Consider the following 25,362-nt stretch of genomic DNA (forward strand, 5'->3'; position numbering starts at 1 on the left):
CCCCTAGGCTGGTGCAATGTGCCCGGCCTCGACTACAGCGCAGCGACCATCGACCTGCAGGCCATTGTGCCCAACGCCGGCGAAAAGGCCTGGGCGCGGTTCGACAGGCGCGACACGGTGCAGGCTGGCGATACCGTGCAACTGCTCTGGTGCCCTCCGGTGTCTGCCGTCAATGGCTGGAGCGAACAGCCTTCGGAAATTGCCCTGAGCTACTTGCTGACTGCGCTCGTGCTCAGCAGCATGGGCGACACCTATGAACTCGACATCCTTGGCAGTGAGCGGCTACTGCCAATGCTCAGGTCCCTGCCCCGCGATCAGGGCGCCTGGGCACTGCAGCAAGTCGGTGGCGAGGTGGGACAGATCTTTGCCCTGGAGGAAGCCTGCTGGAGTGCCAGCGCGGTGGTCGATGGGCTGACCTATCTGAATGCCTGCACGCCGTTCGAAGCGCATATGGAGCTGATACTCGAGGTGACAGGCGATGAGGTTGTCGGGCTGTTCTCGGCGCATGTCGACCCGGGCGGGGCTTTCTATTCGTTTGGCCGGCGCAAGCTGGAAGGTCGGGAGCTGAAGGCGGTCGAGCAGGTGCTGAAGATTGCGCAACCACTCAAAGACTCTCAGGGCCGCTACCTGCTGACTTGAAGGCCTCATCGCTGGCAAGCCAGCTCCCACAGGCCCTGCACCTTTCCTGAGAACAGCGGCAAACCTGTGGGAGCTGGCCTTGCCAGCGATGGGTTGCAAGGCAACCCCGAGGGCCTACTGGCCGAGCAACTCCCGCGACATCAACCACTGCTCCTTGCCCCAGGCCTCGAACCGCTCGCGCACGCTCCAGCCGCGTTTGGCGTAGTACGCGCTCTGGTCATGGGTGTGCAGGTACAAGGTGGCCACGCCGCGCTCCCGGGCTCGCTGACAAATCCCTTCAATCAGTTTTTCCGCCAGACCCTGCCCGCGAGCCTGCGGCTCGACCAGCACACAAGCGAGCCAGGGCCCTAGCTCCGGGCGCCCGGGCAGGTCATCGCGGGCCAGCGCAGCGCCACCGAGCAAGCGTCCTTGATCGAGCGCAACCAGGCATTGCCAGTCACCGTTGCGCTGGCCCTCGGCGAACTCTCGCTGCCATGCTTCCAGCGAAATATCGGCGTACTCGTAGCTGAACTGCCGATACAGCCGCTCGGCGAAGGTGTCGCAGTGCTGCATGTGGTGTTCAAGCCATTCCAGGTTCGGCATGTGCAGTCCTTTTTATGTTTTGCTCAGGTGCCCGAGCGCTCGGGCAACAGACTACGGTCAAACACGAAGGGCGTCTCGGCTTTCGGCGTGTGTTCGAACAGTTGCTGGGGCCGGCCCATTTTCGGGAAATTCTTGTCGCCGGTGTCGCGAATCCAGCCCTCCTCCTTCATGCGCTCCAGGCGCTTGCGCAGGGAGGTGTTGTTGACCGGGTGACCGAGGCAGACCTGCACGGCGTTGAGTGCATCGAGCACGGTGAAGCGCTCGGGCGCCAGGTACAGCGGCAGGTTGGTATAAACCGCCTTGGACGCCAGGCGCTCGCACGCCAGTTGCACCAGCAGGTTATGGTCGAACGGCAGCACCCGCTTGCGCCCGATGACGCTGGCGACCTCGACAAAGCACAGCTGCTCAGTGCCGGCCTCGACGTCCGGGCCAAGCAAGGCCAGGTAGTAGGTGCTCATCGACCAGCCACGCGGGTCGCGAAAGGCATTGCCTTCGGTGCCCACCTGCTCCAGGTGACGCGGCAGGATCCGGGCTTTTTCGCTCATCGCCCGGTCAGCCGCCGCCGCCAGGGTGTTGTCCGGGGTGCGGCCGTTGACGATCACCCCCGGCAGCGCCCATTCACCTTCGTGGGGCGCACGCTCACGCCGGTACAACAGCACTTCCAGCTGCTTGCTCTCGGGGTTCAGGCGCAACGCGACGATGTCGACGCTGGCCAGTACTTCTGCAGCACTCACTGTGGACTCCTATACACCTCAAACTCTTCAACGATGTCGGGCAGGCACCAGGCTGCCGGCAACGCCTGGCCATTGCGCAGGCCGGCGCGGATGGCCGAGCTGTGCACGCCCAGTTGCTCCTCGGCCACCAGCAGGCCGAAGTCGTCCAGCAGTTCCTGGCCTCGATAAAAGCCAGCAACATTGGCCTGGTTATCCTCGCCGATGACCAGGGCGATATCAGCGCGGGCAATACCGCTGCGCTTGCTCAACGCGCACAGCAGGTCATAGCTGTACACCGCCCCGCCCTCGCCGCCCAGCTCACGCTCCACGGCCGAGCAACTGACCCGCTCGCTCCCGAGCCGCTCGATCAGCCGCTGCAACCAACGACAACGCAGGTCGAAGTCAACCATGCGCTTGCCATAGGCATGCCGGTAACTGGGCACCACGACCACCTGATCGGCCCACTCCAGCGCCCGGGTGATCACGCTCAGGTGGCCGGGGTGCGGTGGGTCGAAAGCACCACCGTACACAGCCAGACGAAACCGCACCGGGCCCGACTCATATATTTCACTATGCATACTATATCCACCGTGGTTGCTTCTGAAAAAGAAAAAGCGGTTGACATACATATTACACCTAGTGAATTATGTGTCCACACCCAGTGCAGGAGCCACCCCATGAAAATCGCCAGCTTCGATGTCGACGCCCAAAACGGCTTCACCGACAACGCCCCCTCCGAGTTGCCAGTCCCCGGCGGCGCCGAGATCGCCCCGGCACTCAACGCCATGGCCAAGCGCGCCAGCCTGCGCATCGGCAGCAAGGATGCCCACACGCCGAAAGCCGCCTGGGTGGTGGGTAGTCACGCCGAGATGCTGCAGCCACTGGACATGGCCAACGCCGACCTGACCTGGGTCAGCCACTGCGTGCCGGGCACGCCGGGCTTCGAGCTGCTGGCCGGCCTGCCCGCGCCGATCGACTACGACTTCTTCGTCTGGAAAGGCATCGAACCCGACCTGCACCCCTACGGCGCCTGCTACCACGACCTGGCCAACCGCCGCTCCACCGGGGTCATCGAGTACCTCAAGGTGCAAGGCGTGCAAGCGGTGATCGTTGGCGGCCTGGCCCTGGATTTCTGCGTCAAGAACACCGCCCTGCAACTGCAGGCCGCAGGCTTGCAGGTGTTTATCTACCAACCGGCATGCCGGGCGATTTCCGCCCAGGGCGCCGCAGCGGCCATGGCCGAGATGACCGGCCAGGGCGTGATCGCCTGCGCCGACCTCGCCAGCCTCGACCAGCAACTGAACGCATTCAAGGGAGCATGAACATGAGCGAGAGCGTCTTCGGCCCAAGCATCATCCAGAACCTGCTGGACACCGACTTCTACAAGATCACCATGATGCAGGCGGTGCTGCACAACTACCCCAACGCCGAGGTGGAATGGGAGTTCCGCTGCCGCAACAGTGAAGACCTGACCCCGTACCTGGCCGAGATCCGCTACCAGATCGAGCAACTGGCCGAGGTCTCGATCACTCAGGATCAACTGGCGTACCTGGGGCGCATCCCTTTCATCAAGCCGGACTTCATCCGCTTCCTCAGCCTGTTCCGCTTCAACCTGCGCTACGTGCACGTTGGCGTCGATGATGCCGGGCAACTGGCGATCCGCCTGCGCGGGCCCTGGCTGCACGTGATCCTCTACGAGATCCCGCTGCTGGCGATCGTCTCCGAAGTGCGTAACCGCTACCGCTACCGTGAAGTGGTGATGGAACAAGTGGGTGAGCGCCTGTACGAAAAACTCGACTGGCTCAAGGCCGAAGCGTCGCCTGCGGAACTGGCCGGCCTGCAACTGGCTGATTTCGGTACCCGTCGGCGCTTCTCCTACCGGGTCCAGGAGCACGTGGTGCACACCCTCAAGCAGGACTTCCCGGGGCGTTTTGTCGGCACCAGCAACGTGCACCTGGCGCGCGAACTGGACATCAAGCCGATCGGCACCATGGCCCACGAGTGGTTCATGGCCCACCAGCAACTGGGCCCGAGGCTGATCGACAGCCAGGTCGCGGCACTGGAGTGCTGGGTCAAGGAATACCGCGGCCTGCTGGGTATCGCCCTGACCGACTGCATCGGCATGGATGCCTTCCTCAAGGACTGCGACCTGTACTTTGCCAAGCTGTTCGACGGCCTGCGCCACGACTCTGGTGATCCGCTGCTGTGGGCCAACAAGGCCATCGCCCACTACGAGAAACTCGGCATCGACCCGAAGAGCAAGACCCTGGTGTTCTCCGATGGCCTGAACTTTGCCAAGACCCTGCACCTGTACCGCGAGCTCAGCCCACGAATCAACGTCAGCTTCGGCATCGGCACCAACCTGACCTGCGACATTCCCGGCGTTGAGCCGATGAACATCGTGATCAAGATGACCGCCTGCAACGGCGCGCCGGTGGCGAAGATCTCCGACAGCCCAGGCAAGACCCAATGCCGTGACGAGAACTTCGTCAGCTACCTCAAGCACGTGTTCAAGGTTGAAGGCCAGTAAAGGAGAAGCACATGAACAGTCGTCAGATCGAGATTGCCAAGGCCCTGGGCGTGGTGGCGCCCTTCGCAGATAACGCGGCAGTACAGAACGAGATCCGCCAGCGCATCGATTTCATCAAGCAGACCCTGCTCGATGCGCGCTTGAAGGTGTTGGTGCTGGGCATCAGCGGCGGCGTCGACTCGTCAACCGCCGGGCGCCTGGCGCAGTTGGCGGTCGAGCAATTGCGCGCCGAACAAGCCGACGGCGGCTATCGCTTCATCGCCATGCGCCTGCCGCACAACACCCAGCATGACGAGCCCGATGCCCAGGCGGCGCTGGCCTTTGTCGGCGCCGATGAGTGCATCACGGTGAACATTGCAGACGGCGTCAACGGCCTTGCCGGGCAACTGCCGCAACTGGCCGAGCTCGCTGACGGGCAACGGGATTTCGTCCTCGGCAACGTCAAGGCGCGCCTGCGCATGCTGGCCCAGTACACCCTGGCCAACGCCCGCAATGGCCTGGTGATCGGCACCGACCATGGCGCCGAAGCGGTGATGGGCTTCTTCACCAAATTCGGCGACGGCGCCTGCGACCTGGCCCCCCTAAGCGGACTGTGCAAGGGCCAGGTGCGGGCCATCGCCGCCGCGCTGGGTGCGCCGGAACACCTAGTGCACAAGGTGCCTACCGCCGACCTTGAAGAACTGCGCCCGGGCCTGGCCGACGAGCAGGTACATGGTGTCAGCTACGCGCAGATCGATGCCTTCCTGCAGGGTGAAAACGTCGATGACGCGGTCGCAGCCATCATCATCAATGCCTACGACAAGACCCGGCACAAACGCGAATTGCCCAAGGCACCGGCGGCACGATTCGATACAATGCTGCCATCCTGAATGGACTCACCGGAGACTGTTGTGCAACGCCTGATCCTCACCGCCCTGTCCGCCGCCGCCCTCGCCGGCTGCGCGACGCCCTCCAAGGAAAGCCTCGACCAGTATATCGGCACCATGCTCGCCCAGCCGCTGTCGACCTACAGCCTGTTTCGTGAAGGCGATGTGCTGAGTTTCCAGGTTAACGTACCGGCCAACAACGGCTTGACTGATCGCAGCTTCCAGCTCGAAGCCTCCTGCGCTGAGCCGAACGTGGCGATCATGTACCTGGATGCCGATCAGCGCGCCTACTTCAAGAACCCCAGCGGCTACGCCCCGCCGCAGCCGATGCCTGATCGCTTCCATGCCATCCTGATGAACAACCCAAGCTTCGCCGGGGCCTGCAAGACTCAAGCAAAGGCCGACTGGCGCAAGCTTAAAGGTGAAGATGGCGAGCCATGGGTGCTGGTCGATCGCAACAGCATCAACAAGATGGGCAACGACGTCAGCCTGTGGGCCGCCTTCGACCAGCCGAGCATCCTCCTCGACCTGCCGTACAACGCGCCCTACGCGCAAAAGCGTGAGCATCACCGCTTCAACTGCAGCACCGGTACCTACACCCTGCTGGCCGGCTACGATGTCGATGCCAACAACCGGGTCACCGACGGCATGGTCCCGTCACTGCCCAAGCCCGAGCCTGTGGCCGACAGCAACGCCGACTACCAGGCGCTGTTCGCCCTGGCCTGCGCCACGCAGGATAAAGTCGCGCAGCTGGCGCCATTCAGCCCGCGCTTCAAGGCTCCGATCGTCACGGCGGTGTTGCCGCCGGTCAGCCCATCGGTGATGGTCGCCCTCGAGCGCCTGCAACTGCCCAAGCCGGCACAGCCGCTCACGTACCTGGACGCCGTCGGCACCTCGACCATAAAAGGCAAGACCTCGCCCATGCGCGAGGAGCAGTTCCTGTCGGTTGATGGCAATAGCCAGCAACTGATGGTGATCCTGCGCGGCAAGGGCTATGAGGCGCAAAAGATCACCTGGCGCGGATTGATCCCGCTGGTGAGCAAGACCGACTTCACCGGCATGAGCGAAAGCAGTGCGCTGACCAGCCTGAGTTTCAAGGGCGACTGGAAGACCATGGCGGTGGGCAGCAAGCTCAGCTATTCACAGCAAGGTGCGACCAACAACAACGTGATCGGCCAGTACGGCAAGGACCTGAAGATCACCGAGTGCACAGTGCAACAGCAACTGCCGGCCAGCACCCTCAACGCCAGCTTGAGCGGCAGCGCCAAGGCGCTGGACTGCAGCGTGCAGGGTGACGAGGACAAACGCGTCAATCACCTGTTCTACCTGGAAGACTACGGCTACTTCTTCAGCGCCAGCATCGACAAGAACACCTTCTACTACAATGATCTGCGCCTGCAGACGGTGAAGTGAACCCTGGGGCCGCTGACGCGGCCCATCGCCGGCAAGCCGGCTCCCACATTGGATCGGCATGCACCATTCCTTGTGGGGGCTGGCTTGCCGGCGATGGACCGCGAAGCGGTCGCAAACCAGGCGACTCAGGCAGGCTGCCCCCCCGATTTGCAGCCCCCACGCTTTGGCTGGCAAACTTCGCCCATGCACGATACCCCGCTACAACCCGCTCAGCTCGGCGTCGCTGGCGTCTGCTGCATCAAGCAAGCGCATGCCGCGCAGCTGTTCGGCGTGGCGCAATCTTACGGGCGCAAGTACACCAGCAGCAGCCCACTGTCCCAGAACCTGCGCGCACTGATCGACGAAGACACCCGTCGCCTGGCTGCCAATACTGACCCACACCCCGAGAACGCCATGATCCTGCGCCCCGAAACCCCGGCCGACGCCCTGGCCATCGAACAACTGACCGCTGCAGCCTTCGAGCAGGCACCCCACTCAAGCCACACCGAACATTTCATCGTCAACGCCCTGCGCCGCGCCGGGCAATTGTCGGTGTCGCTGGTGGCTGAAGTCGCCGGGCACATCATCGGCCATGTGGCCTTGTCGCCGGTGACCCTGTCTGACGGCAGCCCCGGCTGGTATGGCCTGGGCCCGATCTCGGTGGCGCCCGAGCGCCACGGCCAGGGCATCGGCAGCCAGTTGATGCGCGCGGCGCTGCAGGCCCTGCAAGGATTGGGCGCCAACGGTTGCGTGGTGCTGGGCGATCCAGGCTACTACGCACGCTTCGGTTTCGAGGCGCACCCGCAGTTGCAGCTGCCGGGCGTACCACCCGAGTATTTCCAGGCCCTGAGCTACAGCGGCCAGTGGCCGCAGGCCCAGGTCAGCTATCACCCGGCCTTCGAAGCCACGAGTTGATCACAACCTTTACGGAATGATTTGCACCCACGGCGATCCTTGTACAAAATCGCCGCCTTTGCCTCGAAAGGATGCGTGCAATGAAGTTCGAAGGGACTTTCCAATACATGGGCCAACACGGGATCGTCTTCAACGTCTCGCAGATCACCCTCACCGACAGCGAACGCGGACGCCTGCGCGAGCTGCATTTTGGCGAAGCGAAAAGCGCCCACTACGAGGTTAACAGCAAGGTTGTCGAGGTCTACGACAAGATGCTGGCCAAGAACCTGCCGTGCGTGATGAAGATCGCAATCTCCAAGCCGCTGACCCGGCAACAGGGCGACACCCTCAACGCTCAGCGCACCACGGTCGTCAACGCCTGCGCCTCGGCCTTCACCGCCGCCACTACCAGCGTGGCCTCCTCCTTTGTAGGTGTGCCCGTGGGGGCCGCCGTGCGTACCTACGCCAATGAAATCCTGCCGACCTACCATGCCGGCGATGTGCTGGTCAGCATTGACGCCCAAGTCAATGGCGGGATCGGCCCGCAACGAACCATTTCGACCATGATCATCAAGACCTGAGTGAGACTGCTCCGCAAACGCCGTCGGTTTGAGCAGGTTGGCTGAGGTTTTGTAGGGGGCTGATCGCTAATTTGGGATCAGCCCTACTATTTTGTAGGAGTGGTACGACATACACCCAAAGTTGTTTTGGGCATCTTTCCCTGCTTGTCGATGAGGTGCGCGCGGCGCGTCTGTATTACACAGGGAAGGTTGTTGTGCAGATACAAAGAACCTATGAGTACGCCGGTCACTTCGGCATCGTTTTCCACGTCTCGCAGCTCGTCGTCCTGCCGGATCATCGCGCACGGCTGCGCGAGTTGCATATCAGCGAAGCGAAGGGGGCGCACTACGAGGTCAACACAATGCTCGTGGCGCTCTACGACAGAATGCAGGCCGGCAATCGTGCCTGCGAGATGAAAGTCGCTATTTCTCAGCCGCTTAATCGACGTCAAGCAGATAAGCTAAACGACCAGAGATTTTATGCTTCCGGTGTTGTCGGTAGCGCTGCAGGGGGGCCTGTCGGCCTGCTTACAAAGGCAATCGTCGGAACAGCCGTTACTGCGATAACAACTTACTTGGCTAAGCGCAAGCTCCCTACACACCACGCTGGTGACGTAATCGTCAGTATCCAGGCATCTGTCAACGGCGGCATCGGCCCTCAGCAGTCAAGCGTTTCGACGATCATCAAGAATCAAGGCTGAAAAGACATGTCGGAATACAGTCAATTCTTTATCGCCTTCCTATTCTTCATACTGATTGAGTGTCTGCTCAAACCCTCCAAGCTACGAAAATGGCTAAGTTTGACGTTTTTGCTGGGCGGCCTGCTGGGTAGCGTCACGCTGAGCGAAAAAAGTTACTGGGGCGGTTTTGACCTGCATCTGGTTTCGCTTTTTGCAATTGTCGGAGGCCTTGAGTTGTTTTTCAGGCGCAACCGCCACGAAGAAGATGCCTGAGCAGAGCACACACCATGTCTGAAGTTACGCAGCTATGTTACGCGTTGATCCTCATTGCTTTTCTGGATCATTGCCTAAAACCCTATTTAATTCGTAAATGGCTAGGACTTTTCCTATGCGCTGCCGGCATTACTTTACTGTTTACACCGGGTGGCACTTATTGGGAGGCAATGGATCTGCCCCTAGCGCCTTTGCTCGTATTCTCGGCAGGTATGACCCTGATCATCGGACGCCGTAAGTTTCAACCGGACGAATGAGCGAATATCTTCGATACACCGTCATCCTGGGTGTGGGACTGCTCCTCAAACGCCGTCGGCTTGAGCAGGCCGGCTGAGATTTTCCAGGGGCTGATCGCTAATTTAGGATCGGTCCTACCTTCATGCCGGAGTAATATGACATACGCCCGAAGTTGATTTGGGCACCTTTCCCTGCACGTCGATAAGGTGCGCCTGGCGCGTATTACACAGGGAAGGTTGTTGTGCAGATCGAAAAGACCTATGAGTACGCCGGAAACTTCGGCATCGTTTTCCACGTCTCGCAGCTCATCGTCCTGCCGGATGATCGCGCACGGCTGCGCGAGTTGCATATCAGCGAAGCGAAGGGGGCGCACTACGAGGTCAGTACAATGCTCGTGGCGCTCTACGACAGAATGCAGGCCGGCAATCGTGCCTGCGAGATGAAAGTCGCTATTTCTCAAGCGTTGAGCCGACAGCAGGCTGATAGGTTGAACAGCCAGCGACAAACTGTGAGCACTACTGTAGCCGGGGCCTTTGCCGGCTTCGCCAGCTGGCTGATCAATCCATTGATTGGAAAAGCCACAAACACCGAAGCAGGCGACTTCATTAAAAACCGCATATCCACCCACCATGCCGGAGATGTAATCGTCAGCCTTCAAGCGTCGGTCAGTGGCGGCATCGGCCCCAACGTTCAGCTTCCTCAATGATCATCGAGAATCAAGGCTGAAAAGAACATGTCAGAGTTCAATCAATTCCTCCTCGTCCTGGCGCTTTTCATCCTGATAGACCGTCTGGTCAAGCCGTCCAGGCCACGAAAATGGCTCGGCCTGGCTTTCTTGGGTGGCGGCTTGCTTGGCAGATTGACACTGACCGAAAGCCATTGGCTTGGCTTTGACTTGCAACTCGTTTCACTCTTTGCAGTTGTCGGTGGGCTGGAGCTGTTCTTCAGACGTCATCGATTCAATCCCGACCTCTGGGCCTGAGCAGAACATACGCCATGTCTGTAATTACACAAATGTGCTACGCAATGATCCTGATGTCAGCGATAGACCACTGCCTGAAACCCTACCCGATAAGAAAGTGGTTAGGGATTTCGCTTTGGGGGGCAGGTACATATGGTCTCTTCGCATTTCCTGACAAGTACTGGTACGAACTGGACATTTGGCTAGTGTCATTGCTCATCTCAGGTGCTGGCTCCAGCTTATTCTTCAGGCGTCGCAGGTTTGACCACCTGGACTGAATGGCTCTGTACCTGCGCAATTGCTGCTCGACAAGCCGAGCAACCACCTCGACCTGCCCTCCCTCGCCGCCCTGGAAGCCATGCTGCGCCAGTATCGCGGGACCTTGCTGGTAGCGTCCCACGACCAGGTGCTCCTGCGGCAACTGGCACTGGACGGCTACCTGCAGTTGGGCGAAGGCTCAGAACTGCACGTCTGCGGTTGATTGCAGGCGGGCAAAGGCGCCGCCCAGGGTCAGGTTGTGGTGGGCGATGATCGCCTCGGCCGACAAGCCGGGGGTGTCCATGCAGGTGTGGGCATCGCTGACCAGCACCACGTTGAAGCCCAGCTCGCGGGCAACCCGGCAGTTGGTGTCGACGCAGTACTGGGTTTTGAGGCCGACGATGACCAGCTCATCAATGGCGGCCTCGCGTAGCTGATCGGCCAGCGAGGTGGCAAAGAAGGCACTGGGGCGGGTTTTATCGAACACGATGTCGCGGGCAGGATCGACCGCCAGCGCGGGCAGCAACTGCCACGCGGGGCTGCCTGCGGCGATCGGCGACCCTTGCGGGCCGGTGTGGCGAACCGCAAAAACCGGCGCCTGGGCAGCGTGGGCAGCGCCAATCAGGGTGTTGACCTTGTTCAGTACCCGATCACCCTGCCAGGGTTGTTCGGGGCCATGGAACAAGCCCACTTGCATATCCAGGACCAGCAGTGCGCGTTTTGCTTGCATCTTCATCTCTGCGTGATTGGCCAGCCAGGACGGAGAAAAGACAAGGCCCCGTCCATTGCTGGCGGGGCCTTGGATTACCTGCTGCCTTAAGGTTAAACAGCCGTACCCGCCCCGCGTATGGCGGTGGTAGTGGTACGCGACGAGGTCAGCAGGCAAAGCTTCATACTTCGATAATGCGCCCGGACCGAGGAACGGTCAACGCCTGTTGCAACAGGCAGCGTCAAAGATTTTCACTGCGACCATGGTCCAATCTATGACTGGGCGTTCCCGATCTGCACGGGATGTATTATCGTGGCCGAGTGCGCAATAAGAACCGCCTGCTCCAGCAGGCATCTGCAACCGAATCGAGGGTGCCATGAGTAACGAAAGCATTAACTGGGACAAGCTGGGCTTCGACTACATCAAGACCGACAAGCGCTACCTGTCCTATTTCCGTAACGGCGAATGGGACAAGGGCACCCTGACCGAAGACAACCAGCTGCACATCAGCGAAGGCTCGACCGCGCTGCATTATGGCCAGCAATGCTTCGAGGGGATGAAGGCCTACCGCTGCAAGGACGGCTCGATCAACCTGTTCCGCCCGGACCAGAACGCCCTGCGCATGCAGCGCAGCTGCGACCGCCTGCTGATGCCGCAGGTGCCGACCGAACAGTTCATCGACGCCTGCAAGCAGGTGGTCAAGGCCAACGAGCGTTTCATTCCGCCGTACGGCAAGGGCGCCCTGTACCTGCGACCGTTCGTCATCGGCGTGGGCGACAACATCGGCGTGCGTACCGCGCCGGAGTTCATCTTCTCGATCTTCGCCATCCCGGTCGGCTCGTACTTCAAGGGCGGCATGACCCCGCACAAGTTCCTGATCTCCGACTACGACCGCGCCGCGCCACAAGGCACCGGCGCTGCCAAGGTGGGCGGCAACTACGCGGCCAGCCTGCAACCGGGCTACAAGGCCAAGCAAGCCGGCTTTGCCGACTGCATCTACCTTGACCCGCTGACCCACACCAAGATCGAGGAAGTCGGCTCGGCCAACTTCTTCGGCATCACCGCCAACAACGAGTTCGTGACGCCGAAATCGGCTTCGGTACTGCCAGGCATCACCCGCCTGTCGCTGATGGAACTGGCGCAATCGCGCCTGGGCCTGAAGGTCATCGAGGGCGACGTGGAAATCAACAACCTCGCCCGCTTCGTCGAGGCTGGCGCTTGCGGTACCGCTGCGGTGATCACCCCAATCGGCGGCATCCAGTACGGCGACAAGCTGCATGTGTTCTACAGCGAAAGCGAAGTCGGCCCGGTCACCCAGAAGCTCTACAACGAGCTGACCGGCATCCAGAGCGGCGACATCGAAGGCCCGGCGGGCTGGGTTGTGAAAGTCGCCTGACCTGCAATATGGGCCGCGCTGCGGCCCATCGCCGGCAAGGCCGGCGCCCACAGGGGTCGGTGCATGCCGGCCCATTGTGCCCCTCTCCCCTAGATGAATTTTTCTTTAACCCGGGCACCGCCTATTCTTTGGCACAATCAGGTTTCTACCCGCCGCCCAGGTAAAAGCATGCCCCGCGTACTGACTATCGAAGACGACGCTGTCACCGCCCAGGAGATCGTCGCCGAGCTTTCCAGCCATGGCCTGGAAGTGGAATGGGCCAACAACGGCCGTGAAGGCCTGGCCAAGGCCATTGCCGGCGGTTACGACCTGATCACCCTGGACCGGATGCTCCCGGAGGTCGATGGCCTGACTATCGTCACCACCCTGCGCACCCTGAAGATTGCCACGCCGATCCTGATGATCAGCGCCCTCTCGGATGTCGACGAACGGGTCCGCGGCCTGCGCGCCGGCGGTGACGACTACCTGACCAAGCCGTTCGCGTCCGATGAAATGGCCGCCCGCGTCGAGGTGTTGTTGCGACGCAACAGCGTGCCCCTGGCACAGACCCGCCTGCAGGTCGCCGACCTTGAGCTGGACCTGATCAGCCACGAGGCCAAGCGCGGCGATCAGACCCTCAACCTGCTGCCCACCGAGTACAAGTTGCTGGAATTCCTCATGCGCCACGCCGGCCAGGTGATTACCCGGATGATGATTTTCGAGGAAGTCTGGGGCTACCACTTCGACCCGGGCACCAACCTGATCGACGTGCACATCGGACGCTTGCGCAAGAAGATCGACGCCGCTGGCCAGACACCGCTGATTCGCACCGTGCGGGGATCGGGCTATGCCATTGCCGAACCCGTCTAAGGGCTGGAGCTCGTCCACCAGCCGCCTGCTGGCGCTGTACAGCTTCCTGTTCGTGGCCTGGAGCAGCATCCTCATGGGGGTGCTGTACTTCGAGGTCTCGGGCTACCTGAACAAGCTCACCCGCCATTCCTTGCTGCAGCGCCAGCACCTGTTCGCGCACATGAGTGGCAAGCAACTCGATGACGCGCTGATTGCCAGCCAGGCGTTCGAGGAGCGCAGCTTCGATGCCTATGGGCTGTTCGATGGGCAGTTCAATCCGCTCGGCGGGCAGATCCGCCAGATCCCGCCCGAGCTGGGCCTGGACGGCAAGATTCATGAACTGAGCCGCTGCCTGGATGCCGACGAACCGCACCTGCCCCGCGACAGCTGCGACGCGGTGGCGATCAAGGTCCGCGATGGCCGCTGGCTGGTGCTGGTGCGCGACAACGGCTCGCTGTTCGTGGTCACCCGCATCATCCTTCATGCCCTGCTCTGGGGCCTGTCACTGACCATCATCCCCGGCATCGCCGGCTGGTACCTGCTGCGCCGCCGGCCACTCAAGCGGATCCGCGCGATCCAGGCCAGCGCCGAGCAGATCGTCGCCGGCGACCTGACCCGGCGCCTGCCGCTGTCGGCGCGGCGCGACGAACTGGACATGCTGGCGGCCATCGTCAACGCCATGCTCGACCGCATCGAGCGCCTGATGCATGAAGTCAAAGGCGTGTGTGACAACATCGCCCACGACCTGCGCACCCCACTGACCCGTCTGCGCGCCCAGCTCTACCGGATTCGCCAGCAGGCCGGCGATGATTCACCGCAGGCCGAGGCGCTGGAACAGGCCATTGGCGAAACCGATACCTTGATGGCGCGTTTTCGCGGCTTGCTGCGCATCAGTGAGCTGGAAGACCGCCAGCGCCGCGCCGGCTTCGTCGAGCTTGATCCCCATGGGCTGCTGCAGGAGCTGCATGACTTCTACCTGCCGCTGGCCGAAGACGGCGAGATTGACCTGACGCTGGACATGCCTGAACAACTACCGGCACTGCACGGTGACCGCGAGTTGCTGTTCGAGGCGCTGGCCAACCTGGTGGGCAATGCCATCAAGTTCACCCCGGTGCAGGGTCAGGTGCTGATGCGTGCACTGAGCGATGCCACGGGTGTGCATATCGAGGTGCACGACAGCGGCCCGGGGATTCCCGAGGATGAACGCGGGGCGGTGTTGAAGCGCTTTTATCGCAGTGAAGAAGGCCAGCGTCACCCGGGGTTCGGGCTGGGCTTGTCGATCGTTGCAGCGATCGTCGACCTGCATGGCTTTGAGCTGGAGGTGGGAGGGAGTGAGCTGGGTGGGGCGAAACTGGTGTTGCACTGCAGGACGGGTGTCGTCAGTTAGGGGCTCATCGCGGGGCAAGCCCGCTCCCACAGAGGATTGCAGTCTTCTGTGGGAGCGGGCTTGCCCCGCGATTGCTTAGTCAGCCAAGCGCCAGGTCGTGCCGCCCTTGCCGTCTTCCAGCACCACGCCCATGGCGGTCAGCTGGTCGCGGATGCGGTCGGATTCGGCCCAGTTCTTGTCGGCGCGCGCTTGCAGGCGCGCCTGGATCAGGGCTTCAACCTCGGCGGCATCAACCTTGCCTTCGGCACCGGCACGCAGGAAGTCATCGGCGTCCAGTTGCAGCACACCGAGCAAGTCACCCAGCTCGCGCAGACGACCGGCCAGGCCAGCAGCGGCCTGTGGGTCGCTCTCGCGCAGGCGGTTGATCTCGCGCACCAGGTCGAACAGCACGGCGCAGGCTTCGGGGGTGCCGAAGTCGTCGTTCATCGCCACGGTGAAACGCTCGACGTACTCCTCGCCACCTTCAGCCGCCACCCGCGGCAGGCCGCGCAGGGCGTGGTAGAAGCGCTCCAGGGCACCCTTGGACTCGCGCAGGCTGTCTTCGGAGTAGTTGATCGAGCTGCGGTAGTGGCTCGACACCAGCAGGTAGCGCACCACCTCCGGGTGATACTTGTCGAGCACGTCGCGAATGGTGAAGAAGTTGTTCAAGGACTTGGACATCTTCTCGCCATTGATGCGAATCATGCCGCAATGCATCCATGAGTTGGCGTACTGCTTGCCGGTCGCGGCCTCGCTCTGGGCGATTTCGTTCTCGTGGTGCGGGAACTCCAGGTCGTTGCCACCGCCGTGGATGTCGAAGCTCTCGCCCAGGCAGCAGGTGGACATCACCGAGCACTCGATGTGCCAGCCCGGACGGCCCGGGCCCCATGGCGACTCCCAGCTCGGCTCGCCCGGCTTGACGCCCTTCCAGAGGACGAAGTCGAGCGGGTCCTGCTTGGCTTCGTCGACCTCGATGCGGGCACCGATGCGCAGGTCTTCGATCTTCTTGCGCGACAGCTTGCCGTAGCCGACGAACTTGCCGACCCGGTAGTACACGTCGCCGTTGCCTGGCGCGTAGGCATAGCCCTTGTCGATCAGGGTCTGGATCATCGCGTGCATGCCGGCGATATGGTCGGTGGCACGCGGCTCCTGGTCCGGCGGCAGGATGTTCAGGCGGCGCTCGTCTTCGTGCATCGCGTCGATCATGCGGGCGGTCAGGGCGGCGAAGGATTCGCCGTTGTCGTTGGCCCGGTTGATGATCTTGTCATCGATGTCGGTGATGTTGCGCACGTAGGTCAGGTCGTAGCCGCTGTAACGCAGCCAGCGGGTCACCAGGTCAAAGGCGACCATGCTGCGCCCGTGGCCCAAGTGGCAGAAGTCGTAGACGGTCATGCCGCAGACGTACATCCGAACCTTGTTGCCTTCAAGCGGTTTGAAGACTTCCTTGGTCTTGCTGAGCGTGTTGTAGATGGTAAGCACGAGAGTTCCTTAGCTGCCCCACGAATCGCGCAGGGTCACGGTGCGGTTGAACACCGGGCGACCCGGCTGGGAGTCTTTCAGGTCGGCGCAGAAATAGCCTTCGCGCTCGAACTGGAAGCGGTCTTCTGGCTGGGCCTGGCCCAGGGAAGGTTCCGCACGACAACCGGTCAGCACCTGCAGCGAATCAGGATTGATGTTGTCAAGGAAGTTGCCGCCATCTTCGGTCTTCTCGGGGTTGGCCGAGCGGAACAGGCGATCGTACAGGCGCACTTCGCATTCGACGCTGGCGGCGGCCGGCACCCAGTGGATCACGCCCTTGACCTTGCGGCCTTCGGGGTTCTTGCCCAGGGTGTCCGGGTCATACGAGCAGCGCAGCTCGACGATGTTGCCGTCGGCATCCTTGATGGCCTCGTCGGCGCGGATCACGTAGCTGCCGCGCAAGCGCACTTCACCGGCCGGCTCCAGGCGCTTGTAGCCCTTTGGCGGCTCTTCCATGAAGTCGTCGCGATCGATGTAGATCTCGCGGGCAAATGGCAGCGCGCGCACGCCCATGTCTTCTTTCGGGTGGCGCGGCAGCTCGAGGTTCTCGACCTGGCCTTCGGGGTAGTTGGTGATGACTACTTTCAGCGGGCGCAGCACGCACATGGCGCGGGGCGCGGTGCGATCGAGGTCGTCGCGGATGCTGAATTCGAGCATCGACATGTCGACCACGCCGTCAGAGCGGTTGGTACCGATCATTTCGCAGAAATTGCGGATCGAGGCCGGGGTGTAACCGCGGCGACGGAAGCCCGACAGGGTCGACATGCGCGGGTCGTCCCAACCGTTGACATGCTGCTCGTCGACCAGTTGCTTGAGCTTGCGCTTGCTGGTGATGGTGTAGTTCAGGTTCAGGCGGCTGAACTCGTACTGGCGCGGCTTGGCCGGCACCGGCAGGTTGTCGAGGAACCATTCGTACAGCGGGCGATGGCCTTCGAACTCCAGGGTGCAGATCGAGTGGGTGATGCCTTCGATGGCGTCCGACTGACCGTGGGTGAAGTCATAGTTGGGGTAGATGCACCAGGTGTCACCGGTCTGGTGGTGGTGGGCATGACGGATGCGATAGAGGATCGGGTCGCGCAGGTTCATGTTCGGCGAGGCCATGTCGATCTTGGCCCGCAGGACGCGCTCGCCGTCCTTGAACTCGCCGGCCTTCATGCGCGCGAACAGGTCGAGGTTCTCTTCGACCGAACGCTCGCGGAACGGGCTGTTCTTGCCTGGGGTGGTCAGGTTGCCACGGTATTCCTTGGCCTGCTCCGGGGTCAGGTCGCAGACGTAGGCCTTGCCGGCCTTGATCAGCTCGACCGCCCAGGCGTGCAGCTGGTCGAAGTATTGCGAGGCGTAGCGCACCGGGCCGGTCCACTCGAAGCCCAGCCACTTGACGTCGCTCTGGATCGCATCGATGTACTCCTGGTCCTCTTTGGCCGGGTTGGTGTCATCGAAACGCAGGTGACAGGCCCCACCGAACTCCTGGGCCAGGCCGAAGTTCACACAGATCGACTTGGCATGGCCGATGTGCAGGTAACCGTTGGGCTCTGGCGGGAAACGGGTGACGATGCTGCTGTGCTTGCCCGAGTCCAGGTCTGCCTGCACGATCGGACGCAGGAAGTTCGCAGGGATGGCGGGAGCGCCTTTGGCAGCGGCGTTGGGAGCGGTGTCGGCAGTGGGCTTGCTCATAGGATCCTTGAATACGGGGTGCACGGCCTGGGTAGGCCGACTGAATCAAAGCGCTTATCATAGCCGAAGCGGTCGAGCTGCCGACAGCATCGCGCCGACAAACTGGCGCGATATTCGCCGGCGAATGCAAAAAAACTGCCGCGAATCACGTATCGCGGGCTGTAGACTGTACGTCAGGTGTGTATCGCGATACTGCGCGAACAATTTCCAATGCCTTGAAAAGAGCGAATTTCAGCATGTCCAAAGTCAAACTGAGCACCAACCACGGCGACATCGTCCTGCAACTGGATGCCGAAAAAGCCCCGAAAACCGTCGAGAACTTCGTTCAATACGTGAAAGAAGGCCACTACGACAACACCGTGTTCCACCGTGTGATCAAGGGCTTCATGATTCAGGGCGGCGGTTTCGAGCCAGGCATGAGCCAGAAGAAAACCCGCGCCAGCATCCAGAACGAAGCTGACAACGGCCTGAAGAACGACAAGTACAGCATCGCCATGGCCCGTACCATGGAGCCGCATTCGGCCTCGGCGCAGTTCTTCATCAACGCCTCGAACAACGATTTCCTCAACCACAGCGGCAAGAACGTGCAGGGCTGGGGCTACGCGGTGTTCGGTAAAGTGACCGAAGGCCAGGACATCGTCGACAAGATCGAAGCCGTTGCCACCGGTTCCAAGTCCGGTCACCAGGACGTGCCGAAGGACGACGTGATCATCGAGAAAGCCGAGATCATTGAGTGATACTGCTGATCTCTGATCTGCACCTGCAAGAAGAACGCCCGGACATTACCCGGGCGTTTGTTGATCTGCTCGACGGTCGTGCGCGGCACGCCGAGGCGCTGTACATCCTCGGCGACTTCTTCGAGGCATGGATCGGCGACGACGCCATGACGCCCTTCCAGACCTCGATCTGCCAGGCCCTGCGCGCCCTGAGCGACAGCGGCACGCAGGTCTTCCTGATGCACGGCAACCGCGACTTCCTGCTCGGCCAGGCTTTTTGCAAGGCCGCGGGCTGCACATTGCTGGCGGACCCCAGCGTGGTCGAGATGGGCGGTGAGCCGGTGTTGCTGATGCACGGCGACAGCCTGTGCACCCGCGACCTGGCCTACATGAAAATGCGCCGTTACCTGCGCAACCCGCTAAGCCTGTGGATTCTCCGGCACCTGCCGCTGAGCACCCGCCAGAAGCTTGCGCGCAAGTTGCGTAGCGAAAGCCGGGCGCAGACGCGGATGAAGGCCAACGACATTGTCGATGTGACCGCGGAGGAAGTGCCACGGATCATGCAGCAGTTTGGCGTGCGCACCCTGGTGCATGGCCATACCCATCGACCAGCGATTCACAAGCTGGTGGTCGGCGATCAACCGGCGCGGCGTATCGTGCTGGGCGATTGGGACCGGCAAGGCTGGGCGTTGCAGGTGGATGAGCAAGGGTTTCAACTGCAGCCTTTTGCTTTTCCCTGATAGGCCCGATCGCTGGCAAGCCAGCTCCCACAGGCACAACACCTGACCTGTGGGAGCTGGCTTGCCAGCGATGCTTTTCTTCAGTGCCCCGCCGACGCCGGCCCGGCCTTGGCCGCGAACGGCGGCTTGGCCAGCCATACCAGCAGAACCAGGCTAGCGAAAATCCACCCCATCAGGGTGAAGTAATCCACCGTCGACATCATGTACGCCTGGCTGCTGAGCATCCGCTCCAGCTGCGCATACGACTGCCCGCTCGCCCCGCCCAGCTGGTTCAACGCCTCACGGGTGGCCGGGTCAAAGGTGCTGATGTTCTCGCTCAGGTAGGCATGGTGCTGGTCCGCCCGGCGAATCCAGATCCAGGTGGTCAACGACGCGGCAAAACTGCCGCCCAGGGTCCGCAGGAAAGTCGCCAGCCCCGAGCCGTCGGCAATCTGCTGCGGCGGCAGGTCGGAGAGCAGGATGCTCAAGGTCGGCATGAAGAACAGCGCCACGCCGATGCCCATGAACAGTTGCACCAGGGCGATGTGCTGGAAGTCCACTTCGTTGGTAAAGCCGGCGCGCATGAAGCAACTGGTACCAATCGCCAGGAACGCCAGCCCGGCGAGCAAACGCAGGTCGAACCTGTGTGCGTACTTGCCGACAAACGGCGACATCAATACCGGCAACAAGCCGATGGGTGCCACCGCCAGGCCCGCCCAGGTGGCGGTGTAGCCCATCTGCGTCTGCAGCCACTGCGGCAGGATCAGGTTGATGCCGAAGAACCCGGCATAGCCGCCGACCAGCACGATGGTGCCGATGCGAAAGTTGCGGTGCACAAACAGGCGCAGGTTGACCACCGGGTGCTTGTCGGTCAGCTCCCAGATAATGAACACCGCCAGGAACACCAGCGAGATCAGGCTGCCGATGATGATGAAATTCGACTCGAACCAGTCCAGGTCATTGCCCTTGTCGAGCACGATCTGCAAGGCACCGACGCCGATGATCAGGCTCAGCAGGCCGATGTAGTCCATTGGCTGACGGCTGGTGCTGACCGGGCGGCTGCGCATCTGCTGGCGCACCACGGCAGCGGCGAACAGGCCGATCGGCACATTGATGAAGAAGATCCACGGCCAGCTGTAGCTGTCAGTGATCCAGCCACCCAGAATCGGCCCGGCAATCGGCGCCACCACCGTGACCATCGCCAATAGCGCCAGGGCCATGCCGCGTTTGGCCGGCGGATAGACCGCAATCAGCAGGGTCTGGGTCATCGGGTACAGCGGCCCGGCAACGATGCCCTGAAGCACGCGAAAGCCGACCAGCTCGGGCATCGACTGGGCGATGCCACACAGGAACGAGGCCAGCACGAACAGCAGCGTGGCCCAGATGAACAGCTTGACCTCGCCAAAGCGCCGGCTCAACCAGCCGGTCAGCGGCAAGGCAATGGCGTTGCTCACCGCGAACGAGGTGATGACCCAGGTGCCCTGCTCCGAGCTCACGCCGAGGTTGCCGGAAATGGTCGGCAACGCCACGTTGGCGATGGTGGTGTCGAGCACCTGCATGAAGGTCGCCAGCGACAGGCCGATGGTGGTCAACAACAGGCTCGGCGGCGTAAAGGAAGCCTGATTGCCGCTCATCGCTGCGCCGTCTTGCTGGAGCCTGCACTGTTGTCATGGATCAGCTTGGTGATCAGGGTATCGGCCTCGACCAACTGACGGTCGTACACCTGGGTGGCGAACGAAGCCTTCTGCGGCGGCTGCTGGGCCAGGACCGGGCCGCTCTGGTCGTGCAGGTCGACCTCGACCTGGGTCGACAGGCCGATGCGCAGCGGGTGCTTGGCCAGTTGCTCGGCATTGATATGAATACGCACCGGTACCCGCTGGACGATCTTGATCCAGTTGCCGGTGGCGTTCTGCGCCGGCAGCAGGGCAAAGGCGCTGCCGGTCCCGGCGCCGAGGCTGTCGATGCTGCCGTTGTACTTCACCTCACTGCCATACAGGTCGGCAACGATGTCTACCGGCTGGCCGATACGCATGTTGCGCAGCTGGGTTTCCTTGAAGTTGGCGTCGATCCACAGTTGATCCAGGGGGATTACCGCCATGGTCGCGATACCCGGCTGCAGGCGCTGGCCCAATTGCACGGTGCGCTTGGCCACGTAGCCTGTGACTGGCGCCACCAGCGTGGTGCGGGCGTGGTTCAGATAGGCCTGGCGCAATTCAGCGGCGGCGGCCATCACCTCGGGGTGCGACGACACCACGGTGTCATCGACCAGCGCCGCTGTGGTGTTGAGTTGCTGTTTAGCATCATTCAAGGCGCTTTGCGCCGAAGACAGGTCGTCGCGGGCGTGGGACAGTTCTTCCTTGGAGATCGCCCCACCGGCGGCCAGGGTTTGGCGCCGATTGAAGTTCTCCTGAGCTTTTTTCAGCTCGGCCTGGCGCGCGGCCACCTGGGCCTTCTTGCCATCGACGTTGCTGTACAGGCCACGCACCTGGCGCACCGCACGCGCAAGCTTTGCCTCGGCGGCCTGCAGGCCGACCTCGGCATCGCTCGGGTCGAATTCGAGCAGCATCTGGCCTTCGTGGACCAGGTCGCCATCGTCAGCGCCGATGCTGACCACGGTGCCGGTGACCAGCGGGGTGATCTCCACCACGTTGCCGTTGACATAGGCATCGTCGGTCTCTTCGCTCCAGCGCCCGTAAAGCTCGTGCCAGGCCCAGACGCCAGCGCCGGCGACGACGATCAGCAACGCCAGGGCCAACAGCCAGGTCTTGCGCTTGCGCTGGTTGTTGAGGTCCTGCGTGGTGTCGTGCGCAGAAGAAGTAGTGGCCATTGCTAATACCTTGGCTGAGTGAATGGGTGAAATGGGCGCTTACTTGGCACCTAGGCGCATGGCCGCCAGAGTGTCGCCGGAGGCCAGCAGCACCTTGCTCAGAATCGCTTCGAGGGTGGTCAGCTCGCCGGGATCGAGCACGCCCAGCAGTTCGTTCATCGCTGCAGCGCCAATCTCTGGCAAGCGGTCGGCCAGTTTCTGGCCCTCCTCGCTCAGCCCCAGGCGAATCTGCCGACGGTCGTCAGGGCAACGGCGGCGCACGATCAGGTCTTTCTGTTCGAGGCGGTCGAGCATGCGCGTCATCGAACCGCTGTCCACCGACAGGTAGCGGCACAGCTCGGCCGGGGTGTCGACGCCGTACTGGGCGACGATGATCAGCACCTTGAACTGCGCGGCGGTCACGCCATAGGGCTGCATATGGCTGTCGAGGATGCGGTCTTTGACCAGCGCGGTGCGGCCCAGAAGCATGCCGAGGGTGCAGTTCTGGAAGTTTTCCGGGGTGTAGTGCTGCATGGACACAGATACCTGCTTAGGCAGTAAGTTACACAATGTTACTGCTTAGGCAGCTAACGTCAAGACATTAATTAGCTTGCTTATTATTTGCACGACAAAAAGGGCTGCGTCGCAGCCCATCGCCGGCAATGCCGGCTCCCACAGTGGTTCAGTGTACGCAGCACTATTGTGGGAGCTGGCGTTGCCAGCGATGGGCTGCAAGGCAGCCCCCATTCAAAGCAGGTCAGTCAGGCAGGCACGCCACTATGAAAGCGAAACTCTTCATCCGCGCTGCTGATCAGTTCGGCCTCGACCGCCCTGACCTTCTCCACCACCCGCTCGATATCCGCCGCATCCCCGTACTGATGCGCAAGCTTCAGGTAACCCTGGTAATGCCGCGCCTCACTGTTGAGCAGGCCGTGGTAGAACTTGCCCAGTTCTTCGTCCAGGTGCGGCACCAGCGCGGCAAAGCGCTCGCAACTGCGCGCTTCGATAAAGGCACCGACCACCAGGGTGTCGACCAGCTTCACTGGCTCATGGGTGCGCACCACCCGGCGCAGGCCCGAGGCATAGCGCCCGGCCGACAACGGGCGCAGGGCAATCTTGCGCCGCTTCATCAGGCGCAACACCTGCTCGTGGTGCACCAGCTCTTCACGGGCCAGGCGCGACATCATGTTGATCAGGTCCAGGTGCGTGTTGTACTTGGCCATCAGGCTCAGCGCAGTGCTGGCGGCCTTGAACTCGCAGTTCTTGTGATCGATCAGCAGGGTTTCCTGGTCGGCAAGCGCCGCCTGGACCCAGGCGTCAGGAGTAGGGCAACCAAGGAAGGCTTCGATTTCGGGAATAAGGGACATAGGCTCACAAACAGGCAGGGCAAACGGCAAGACCGGCGATTATACCGGCAGTAGCGCCGATCACCAGTGAACTATGCTTGATACATATCAACGCCCGTTGCCGTTGGCGCCGACTATAGTCAGGCATTGGCCGCCATTTATGAAGGGAGTTCACGCTCATGCAAGAAGTACGCAGCATCCTGGTGGTACTTGATCCCGAGCACGCCCACAGCCAGGCGCTGACCCGGGCCAAACTGATCGCCGGCGTCACCGGTGCGCGCCTGCACCTGCTGATGTGCGACAAGAAACAGGACCATGGCGCCCTGCTCAGTCTGCTGGCCAGCCAACTGCATGATGACGGCTATGACAATGTGACCCACGAGCAGGCCTGGCATGACACCCTGCACGAGTCGATCATCGATGTGCAGCAGGCCGAAGGCTGCGACCTGGTGATCAAGGAGCATCGCCCGGACAACCCGCTCAAGCGCGCCCTGCTCACCCCCAGCGACTGGAAGCTGCTGCGCCAGTGCCCGTGCGCGGTGCTGATGGTCAAGAGCGAGCGGCCCTGGACCGGCGGGGTGATTCTTGCCGCCGTGGACGTCGGTAACCACGACGAGGCCCATCGCCTGCTGCACACCAGCATCATCGATCATGGCTACGCGATCGCAAGCCTGGCCAAGGGCGAGCTGCATGTGATCAGCGCCCATCCGTCGCCGATGCTGTCAGCGGCAGACCCGGTGTACCAGCTCAAGGACACCATCGAGCGCAAGTACCGCGAGGAATGCGCAGCGTTCCAGGCCGAGTTCGACATCAAGGACGAGCGCCTGCATGTGGCCGAAGGGCCCGCGGATGTGCTGATTCCCTTTACGGCGAGCAAGTACGGTGCAGTAGTGACGGTGATTGGCACCGTGGCCCGTACCGGGATTTCCGGGGCGCTGATCGGCAACACCGCCGAAGTGGTGCTCGATGCGCTGGAGTGTGATGTGCTGGTGCTCAAGACCGAGGAAGTGAAGGTGCACCTGACGGAACTGGCCAGAGGCTGAGGGCCTCATCGCTGGCAAGCCAGCTCCCACAGGGACTGCATGCACTGATCTTGTGGGAGCTGGCTTGCCAGCGATGGGCTGCAAAGCAGCCCCGGTTTTTAGCCCAAGGCATCCTTGAGAAACCCCGGCGCGATATAGCGCTGGTAATGGGCTTCGGACAGCAAGAAGAATTCCCGATCAATGGCATCGCGCAGCTCGGGCAGTTCCCAGTCGCGAAACTCCGGCAGCAGCACCATGCCGTAAGCCTCCAGCTCACGGATCACCCGCGCCCCGCGGGCAATCAATTGATACGCCCAGCAATATTCGGACTGGTGCGGCACGAAGCGAATCTTGCGCTGCTCCAGTTGGTGGCGCAGGCGCGTGGCATCAAAGACTTCAAGTTTGGCCACCATGACCTGCACCAGCAATTGCTCCAGGCGCAGCCACACCGCTCGCTTTTCATCTTCGTTGTAGCCGTTCCAGTTGATCACTTCATGGTGAAAACGCTTGCAGCCACGGCACACCAAGTCCCCGTAAACCGTGGAACAGAGGCCGACGCAAGGCGTTTTAATTGACTGATTGGACATGAAAAAACCGACAGCTTGGCGGTGGAACAGGCTGCCATGTTAGCCCTTTGTCTAACGAGGGTCACCCGCTAAAGTCATCCAGCGCGCCTT

30 protein-coding genes are annotated in these 25,362 nt (G+C 61.9%); 19 read left to right on the forward strand and 11 right to left on the reverse strand.

Translation table 11 applies throughout. The features are described 5' to 3' along the window. The first annotated feature begins 18 nt into the window (after window positions 1–18). A complete protein-coding gene (locus BV82_RS17810; RefSeq protein WP_051636798.1) occupies window positions 19–639 on the forward strand; it encodes a hypothetical protein in 621 nt (206 codons plus the stop codon). Between the two features lie 114 nt (window positions 640–753). Here the strand turns inward: BV82_RS17810 and BV82_RS17815 are convergent, their stop codons facing one another. From BV82_RS17815 to BV82_RS17825, 3 genes are read right to left on the reverse strand one after another with little or no spacing between them, the layout of a single operon-like run. Then, the gene (locus tag BV82_RS17815; RefSeq protein WP_036996316.1) at window positions 754–1,221 is read right to left on the reverse strand and encodes a GNAT family N-acetyltransferase; all 468 of its coding nucleotides are present in this window, start codon (window positions 1,219–1,221) and stop codon (window positions 754–756) included. 23 nt (window positions 1,222–1,244) lie between these two features. Further along, entirely contained in the window at window positions 1,245–1,955 is a 711-nt protein-coding gene (locus tag BV82_RS17820; RefSeq protein ID WP_036996319.1) for an NUDIX domain-containing protein, read from the reverse strand. Continuing rightward, a complete protein-coding gene (locus BV82_RS17825; protein ID WP_010222495.1) occupies window positions 1,952–2,512 on the reverse strand; it encodes an adenylyltransferase/cytidyltransferase family protein in 561 nt (186 codons plus the stop codon). The genes BV82_RS17820 and BV82_RS17825 overlap by 4 nt, the downstream gene beginning before the upstream one ends. 99 nt (window positions 2,513–2,611) lie before the next feature. Between BV82_RS17825 and BV82_RS17830 the strand changes: the two genes are divergently transcribed. The 12 genes from BV82_RS17830 to BV82_RS17885 all read left to right on the forward strand — a co-directional run bounded on the left by BV82_RS17830 (window position 2,612) and on the right by BV82_RS17885 (window position 10,808). After that, entirely contained in the window at window positions 2,612–3,256 is a 645-nt protein-coding gene (locus BV82_RS17830; RefSeq protein ID WP_036996321.1) for an isochorismatase family protein, read from the forward strand. 2 nt (window positions 3,257–3,258) lie between these two features. Then, entirely contained in the window at window positions 3,259–4,464 is a 1,206-nt protein-coding gene (gene pncB, locus BV82_RS17835; protein WP_010222497.1) for a nicotinate phosphoribosyltransferase, read from the forward strand. An 11-nt stretch (window positions 4,465–4,475) separates the two neighbouring features. Further along, window positions 4,476–5,333: an ammonia-dependent NAD(+) synthetase gene (gene nadE / locus BV82_RS17840; RefSeq protein WP_036996324.1), complete on the forward strand. Its 858-nt coding sequence runs from the start codon at window positions 4,476–4,478 to the stop codon at window positions 5,331–5,333. A gap of 21 nt (window positions 5,334–5,354) precedes the next feature. Continuing rightward, the gene (locus BV82_RS17845) at window positions 5,355–6,743 is read left to right on the forward strand and encodes a hypothetical protein (protein WP_036996325.1); all 1,389 of its coding nucleotides are present in this window, start codon (window positions 5,355–5,357) and stop codon (window positions 6,741–6,743) included. A gap of 393 nt (window positions 6,744–7,136) precedes the next feature. Next, window positions 7,137–7,637: a GNAT family N-acetyltransferase gene (locus BV82_RS17850; protein WP_036996380.1), complete on the forward strand. Its 501-nt coding sequence runs from the start codon at window positions 7,137–7,139 to the stop codon at window positions 7,635–7,637. 80 nt (window positions 7,638–7,717) lie between these two features. Beyond that, window positions 7,718–8,197, forward strand: a complete 480-nt coding sequence (locus BV82_RS17855) for a hypothetical protein (protein ID WP_010222501.1) — start codon at window positions 7,718–7,720, stop codon at window positions 8,195–8,197. A gap of 194 nt (window positions 8,198–8,391) precedes the next feature. Continuing rightward, on the forward strand, window positions 8,392–8,877 hold the full coding sequence (locus BV82_RS17860) for a hypothetical protein (RefSeq protein WP_036996328.1): 486 nt from the start codon (window positions 8,392–8,394) through the stop codon (window positions 8,875–8,877). A gap of 6 nt (window positions 8,878–8,883) precedes the next feature. Further along, window positions 8,884–9,129, forward strand: a complete 246-nt coding sequence (locus tag BV82_RS17865) for a hypothetical protein (protein WP_036996329.1) — start codon at window positions 8,884–8,886, stop codon at window positions 9,127–9,129. Between the two features lie 14 nt (window positions 9,130–9,143). Further along, on the forward strand, window positions 9,144–9,386 hold the full coding sequence (locus BV82_RS17870) for a hypothetical protein (RefSeq protein WP_145997611.1): 243 nt from the start codon (window positions 9,144–9,146) through the stop codon (window positions 9,384–9,386). A 221-nt stretch (window positions 9,387–9,607) separates the two neighbouring features. Continuing rightward, on the forward strand, window positions 9,608–10,072 hold the full coding sequence (locus tag BV82_RS17875; RefSeq protein ID WP_051636799.1) for a hypothetical protein: 465 nt from the start codon (window positions 9,608–9,610) through the stop codon (window positions 10,070–10,072). Window positions 10,073–10,099: 27 nt separating this feature from the next. Further along, entirely contained in the window at window positions 10,100–10,348 is a 249-nt protein-coding gene (locus tag BV82_RS17880; protein WP_036996330.1) for a hypothetical protein, read from the forward strand. A 277-nt stretch (window positions 10,349–10,625) separates the two neighbouring features. Continuing rightward, window positions 10,626–10,808: a P-loop NTPase family protein gene (locus BV82_RS17885; protein ID WP_036996334.1), complete on the forward strand. Its 183-nt coding sequence runs from the start codon at window positions 10,626–10,628 to the stop codon at window positions 10,806–10,808. Here BV82_RS17885 and BV82_RS17890 read toward each other — a convergent pair. Next, window positions 10,785–11,315 carry a cysteine hydrolase family protein gene (locus BV82_RS17890; RefSeq protein ID WP_100782474.1) on the reverse strand — a complete coding sequence of 177 codons (531 nt, stop codon included), beginning with the start codon at window positions 11,313–11,315 and terminating at the stop codon, window positions 10,785–10,787. The genes BV82_RS17885 and BV82_RS17890 overlap by 24 nt on opposite strands. Window positions 11,316–11,670: 355 nt before the next feature. Here BV82_RS17890 and BV82_RS17895 point away from each other — a divergent pair, with 355 nt between their 5' ends. The 3 genes from BV82_RS17895 (at window position 11,671) to BV82_RS17905 (ending at window position 14,905) form a co-directional block, all read left to right on the forward strand. Beyond that, window positions 11,671–12,690, forward strand: a complete 1,020-nt coding sequence (locus tag BV82_RS17895) for a branched-chain amino acid aminotransferase (protein ID WP_010222507.1) — start codon at window positions 11,671–11,673, stop codon at window positions 12,688–12,690. 168 nt (window positions 12,691–12,858) lie between these two features. Then, entirely contained in the window at window positions 12,859–13,539 is a 681-nt protein-coding gene (locus BV82_RS17900; RefSeq protein WP_010222508.1) for a response regulator transcription factor, read from the forward strand. Next, window positions 13,517–14,905: a sensor histidine kinase gene (locus BV82_RS17905; RefSeq protein WP_036996336.1), complete on the forward strand. Its 1,389-nt coding sequence runs from the start codon at window positions 13,517–13,519 to the stop codon at window positions 14,903–14,905. The genes BV82_RS17900 and BV82_RS17905 overlap by 23 nt, the downstream gene beginning before the upstream one ends. A gap of 75 nt (window positions 14,906–14,980) precedes the next feature. On the opposite strand, the gene cysS is transcribed toward BV82_RS17905, so the two are convergent. Continuing rightward, window positions 14,981–16,363, reverse strand: a complete 1,383-nt coding sequence (gene cysS / locus BV82_RS17910) for a cysteine--tRNA ligase (RefSeq protein WP_036996337.1) — start codon at window positions 16,361–16,363, stop codon at window positions 14,981–14,983. Between the two features lie 9 nt (window positions 16,364–16,372). Beyond that, window positions 16,373–18,076: a glutamine--tRNA ligase/YqeY domain fusion protein gene (locus BV82_RS17915; RefSeq protein ID WP_010222511.1), complete on the reverse strand. Its 1,704-nt coding sequence runs from the start codon at window positions 18,074–18,076 to the stop codon at window positions 16,373–16,375. Window positions 18,077–18,312: 236 nt separating this feature from the next. Between BV82_RS17915 and BV82_RS17920 the strand changes: the two genes are divergently transcribed. Then, window positions 18,313–18,813 (forward strand): peptidylprolyl isomerase, encoded by a 501-nt coding sequence (locus tag BV82_RS17920; RefSeq protein ID WP_010222512.1) that lies wholly within the window; start codon window positions 18,313–18,315, stop codon window positions 18,811–18,813. Beyond that, window positions 18,810–19,532: a UDP-2,3-diacylglucosamine diphosphatase gene (gene lpxH / locus BV82_RS17925; RefSeq protein ID WP_036996340.1), complete on the forward strand. Its 723-nt coding sequence runs from the start codon at window positions 18,810–18,812 to the stop codon at window positions 19,530–19,532. Before BV82_RS17920 ends, lpxH begins: the two co-directional genes overlap by 4 nt. A gap of 80 nt (window positions 19,533–19,612) precedes the next feature. On the opposite strand, the gene BV82_RS17930 is transcribed toward lpxH, so the two are convergent. From BV82_RS17930 to BV82_RS17945, 4 genes are all read right to left on the reverse strand, one after another. Beyond that, complete coding sequence (locus BV82_RS17930) at window positions 19,613–21,145, reverse strand: DHA2 family efflux MFS transporter permease subunit (protein ID WP_036996343.1); 1,533 nt, start codon at window positions 21,143–21,145, stop codon at window positions 19,613–19,615. After that, window positions 21,142–22,338 carry an HlyD/EmrA/EmrK family protein gene (locus BV82_RS17935; RefSeq protein WP_036996345.1) on the reverse strand — a complete coding sequence of 399 codons (1,197 nt, stop codon included), beginning with the start codon at window positions 22,336–22,338 and terminating at the stop codon, window positions 21,142–21,144. Before BV82_RS17935 ends, BV82_RS17930 begins: the two co-directional genes overlap by 4 nt. A 39-nt stretch (window positions 22,339–22,377) precedes the next feature. After that, window positions 22,378–22,851 (reverse strand): MarR family winged helix-turn-helix transcriptional regulator, encoded by a 474-nt coding sequence (locus tag BV82_RS17940; RefSeq protein WP_036996347.1) that lies wholly within the window; start codon window positions 22,849–22,851, stop codon window positions 22,378–22,380. Window positions 22,852–23,078: 227 nt separating this feature from the next. Continuing rightward, window positions 23,079–23,684, reverse strand: coding sequence for a MiaE family protein (locus BV82_RS17945; protein ID WP_036996348.1), 606 nt, complete (start codon window positions 23,682–23,684; stop codon window positions 23,079–23,081). Window positions 23,685–23,842: 158 nt separating this feature from the next. Here BV82_RS17945 and BV82_RS17950 point away from each other — a divergent pair, with 158 nt between their 5' ends. Beyond that, window positions 23,843–24,706 (forward strand): universal stress protein, encoded by an 864-nt coding sequence (locus BV82_RS17950; protein WP_036996349.1) that lies wholly within the window; start codon window positions 23,843–23,845, stop codon window positions 24,704–24,706. A 98-nt stretch (window positions 24,707–24,804) separates the two neighbouring features. Here the strand turns inward: BV82_RS17950 and BV82_RS17955 are convergent, their stop codons facing one another. Continuing rightward, window positions 24,805–25,272: a DUF1289 domain-containing protein gene (locus BV82_RS17955; protein ID WP_036996351.1), complete on the reverse strand. Its 468-nt coding sequence runs from the start codon at window positions 25,270–25,272 to the stop codon at window positions 24,805–24,807. Window positions 25,273–25,362 lie beyond the last annotated feature (90 nt).

Source organism: Pseudomonas donghuensis, assembly GCF_000696345.2.
In the GTDB taxonomy this organism is placed as follows: domain Bacteria; phylum Pseudomonadota; class Gammaproteobacteria; order Pseudomonadales; family Pseudomonadaceae; genus Aquipseudomonas; species Aquipseudomonas donghuensis.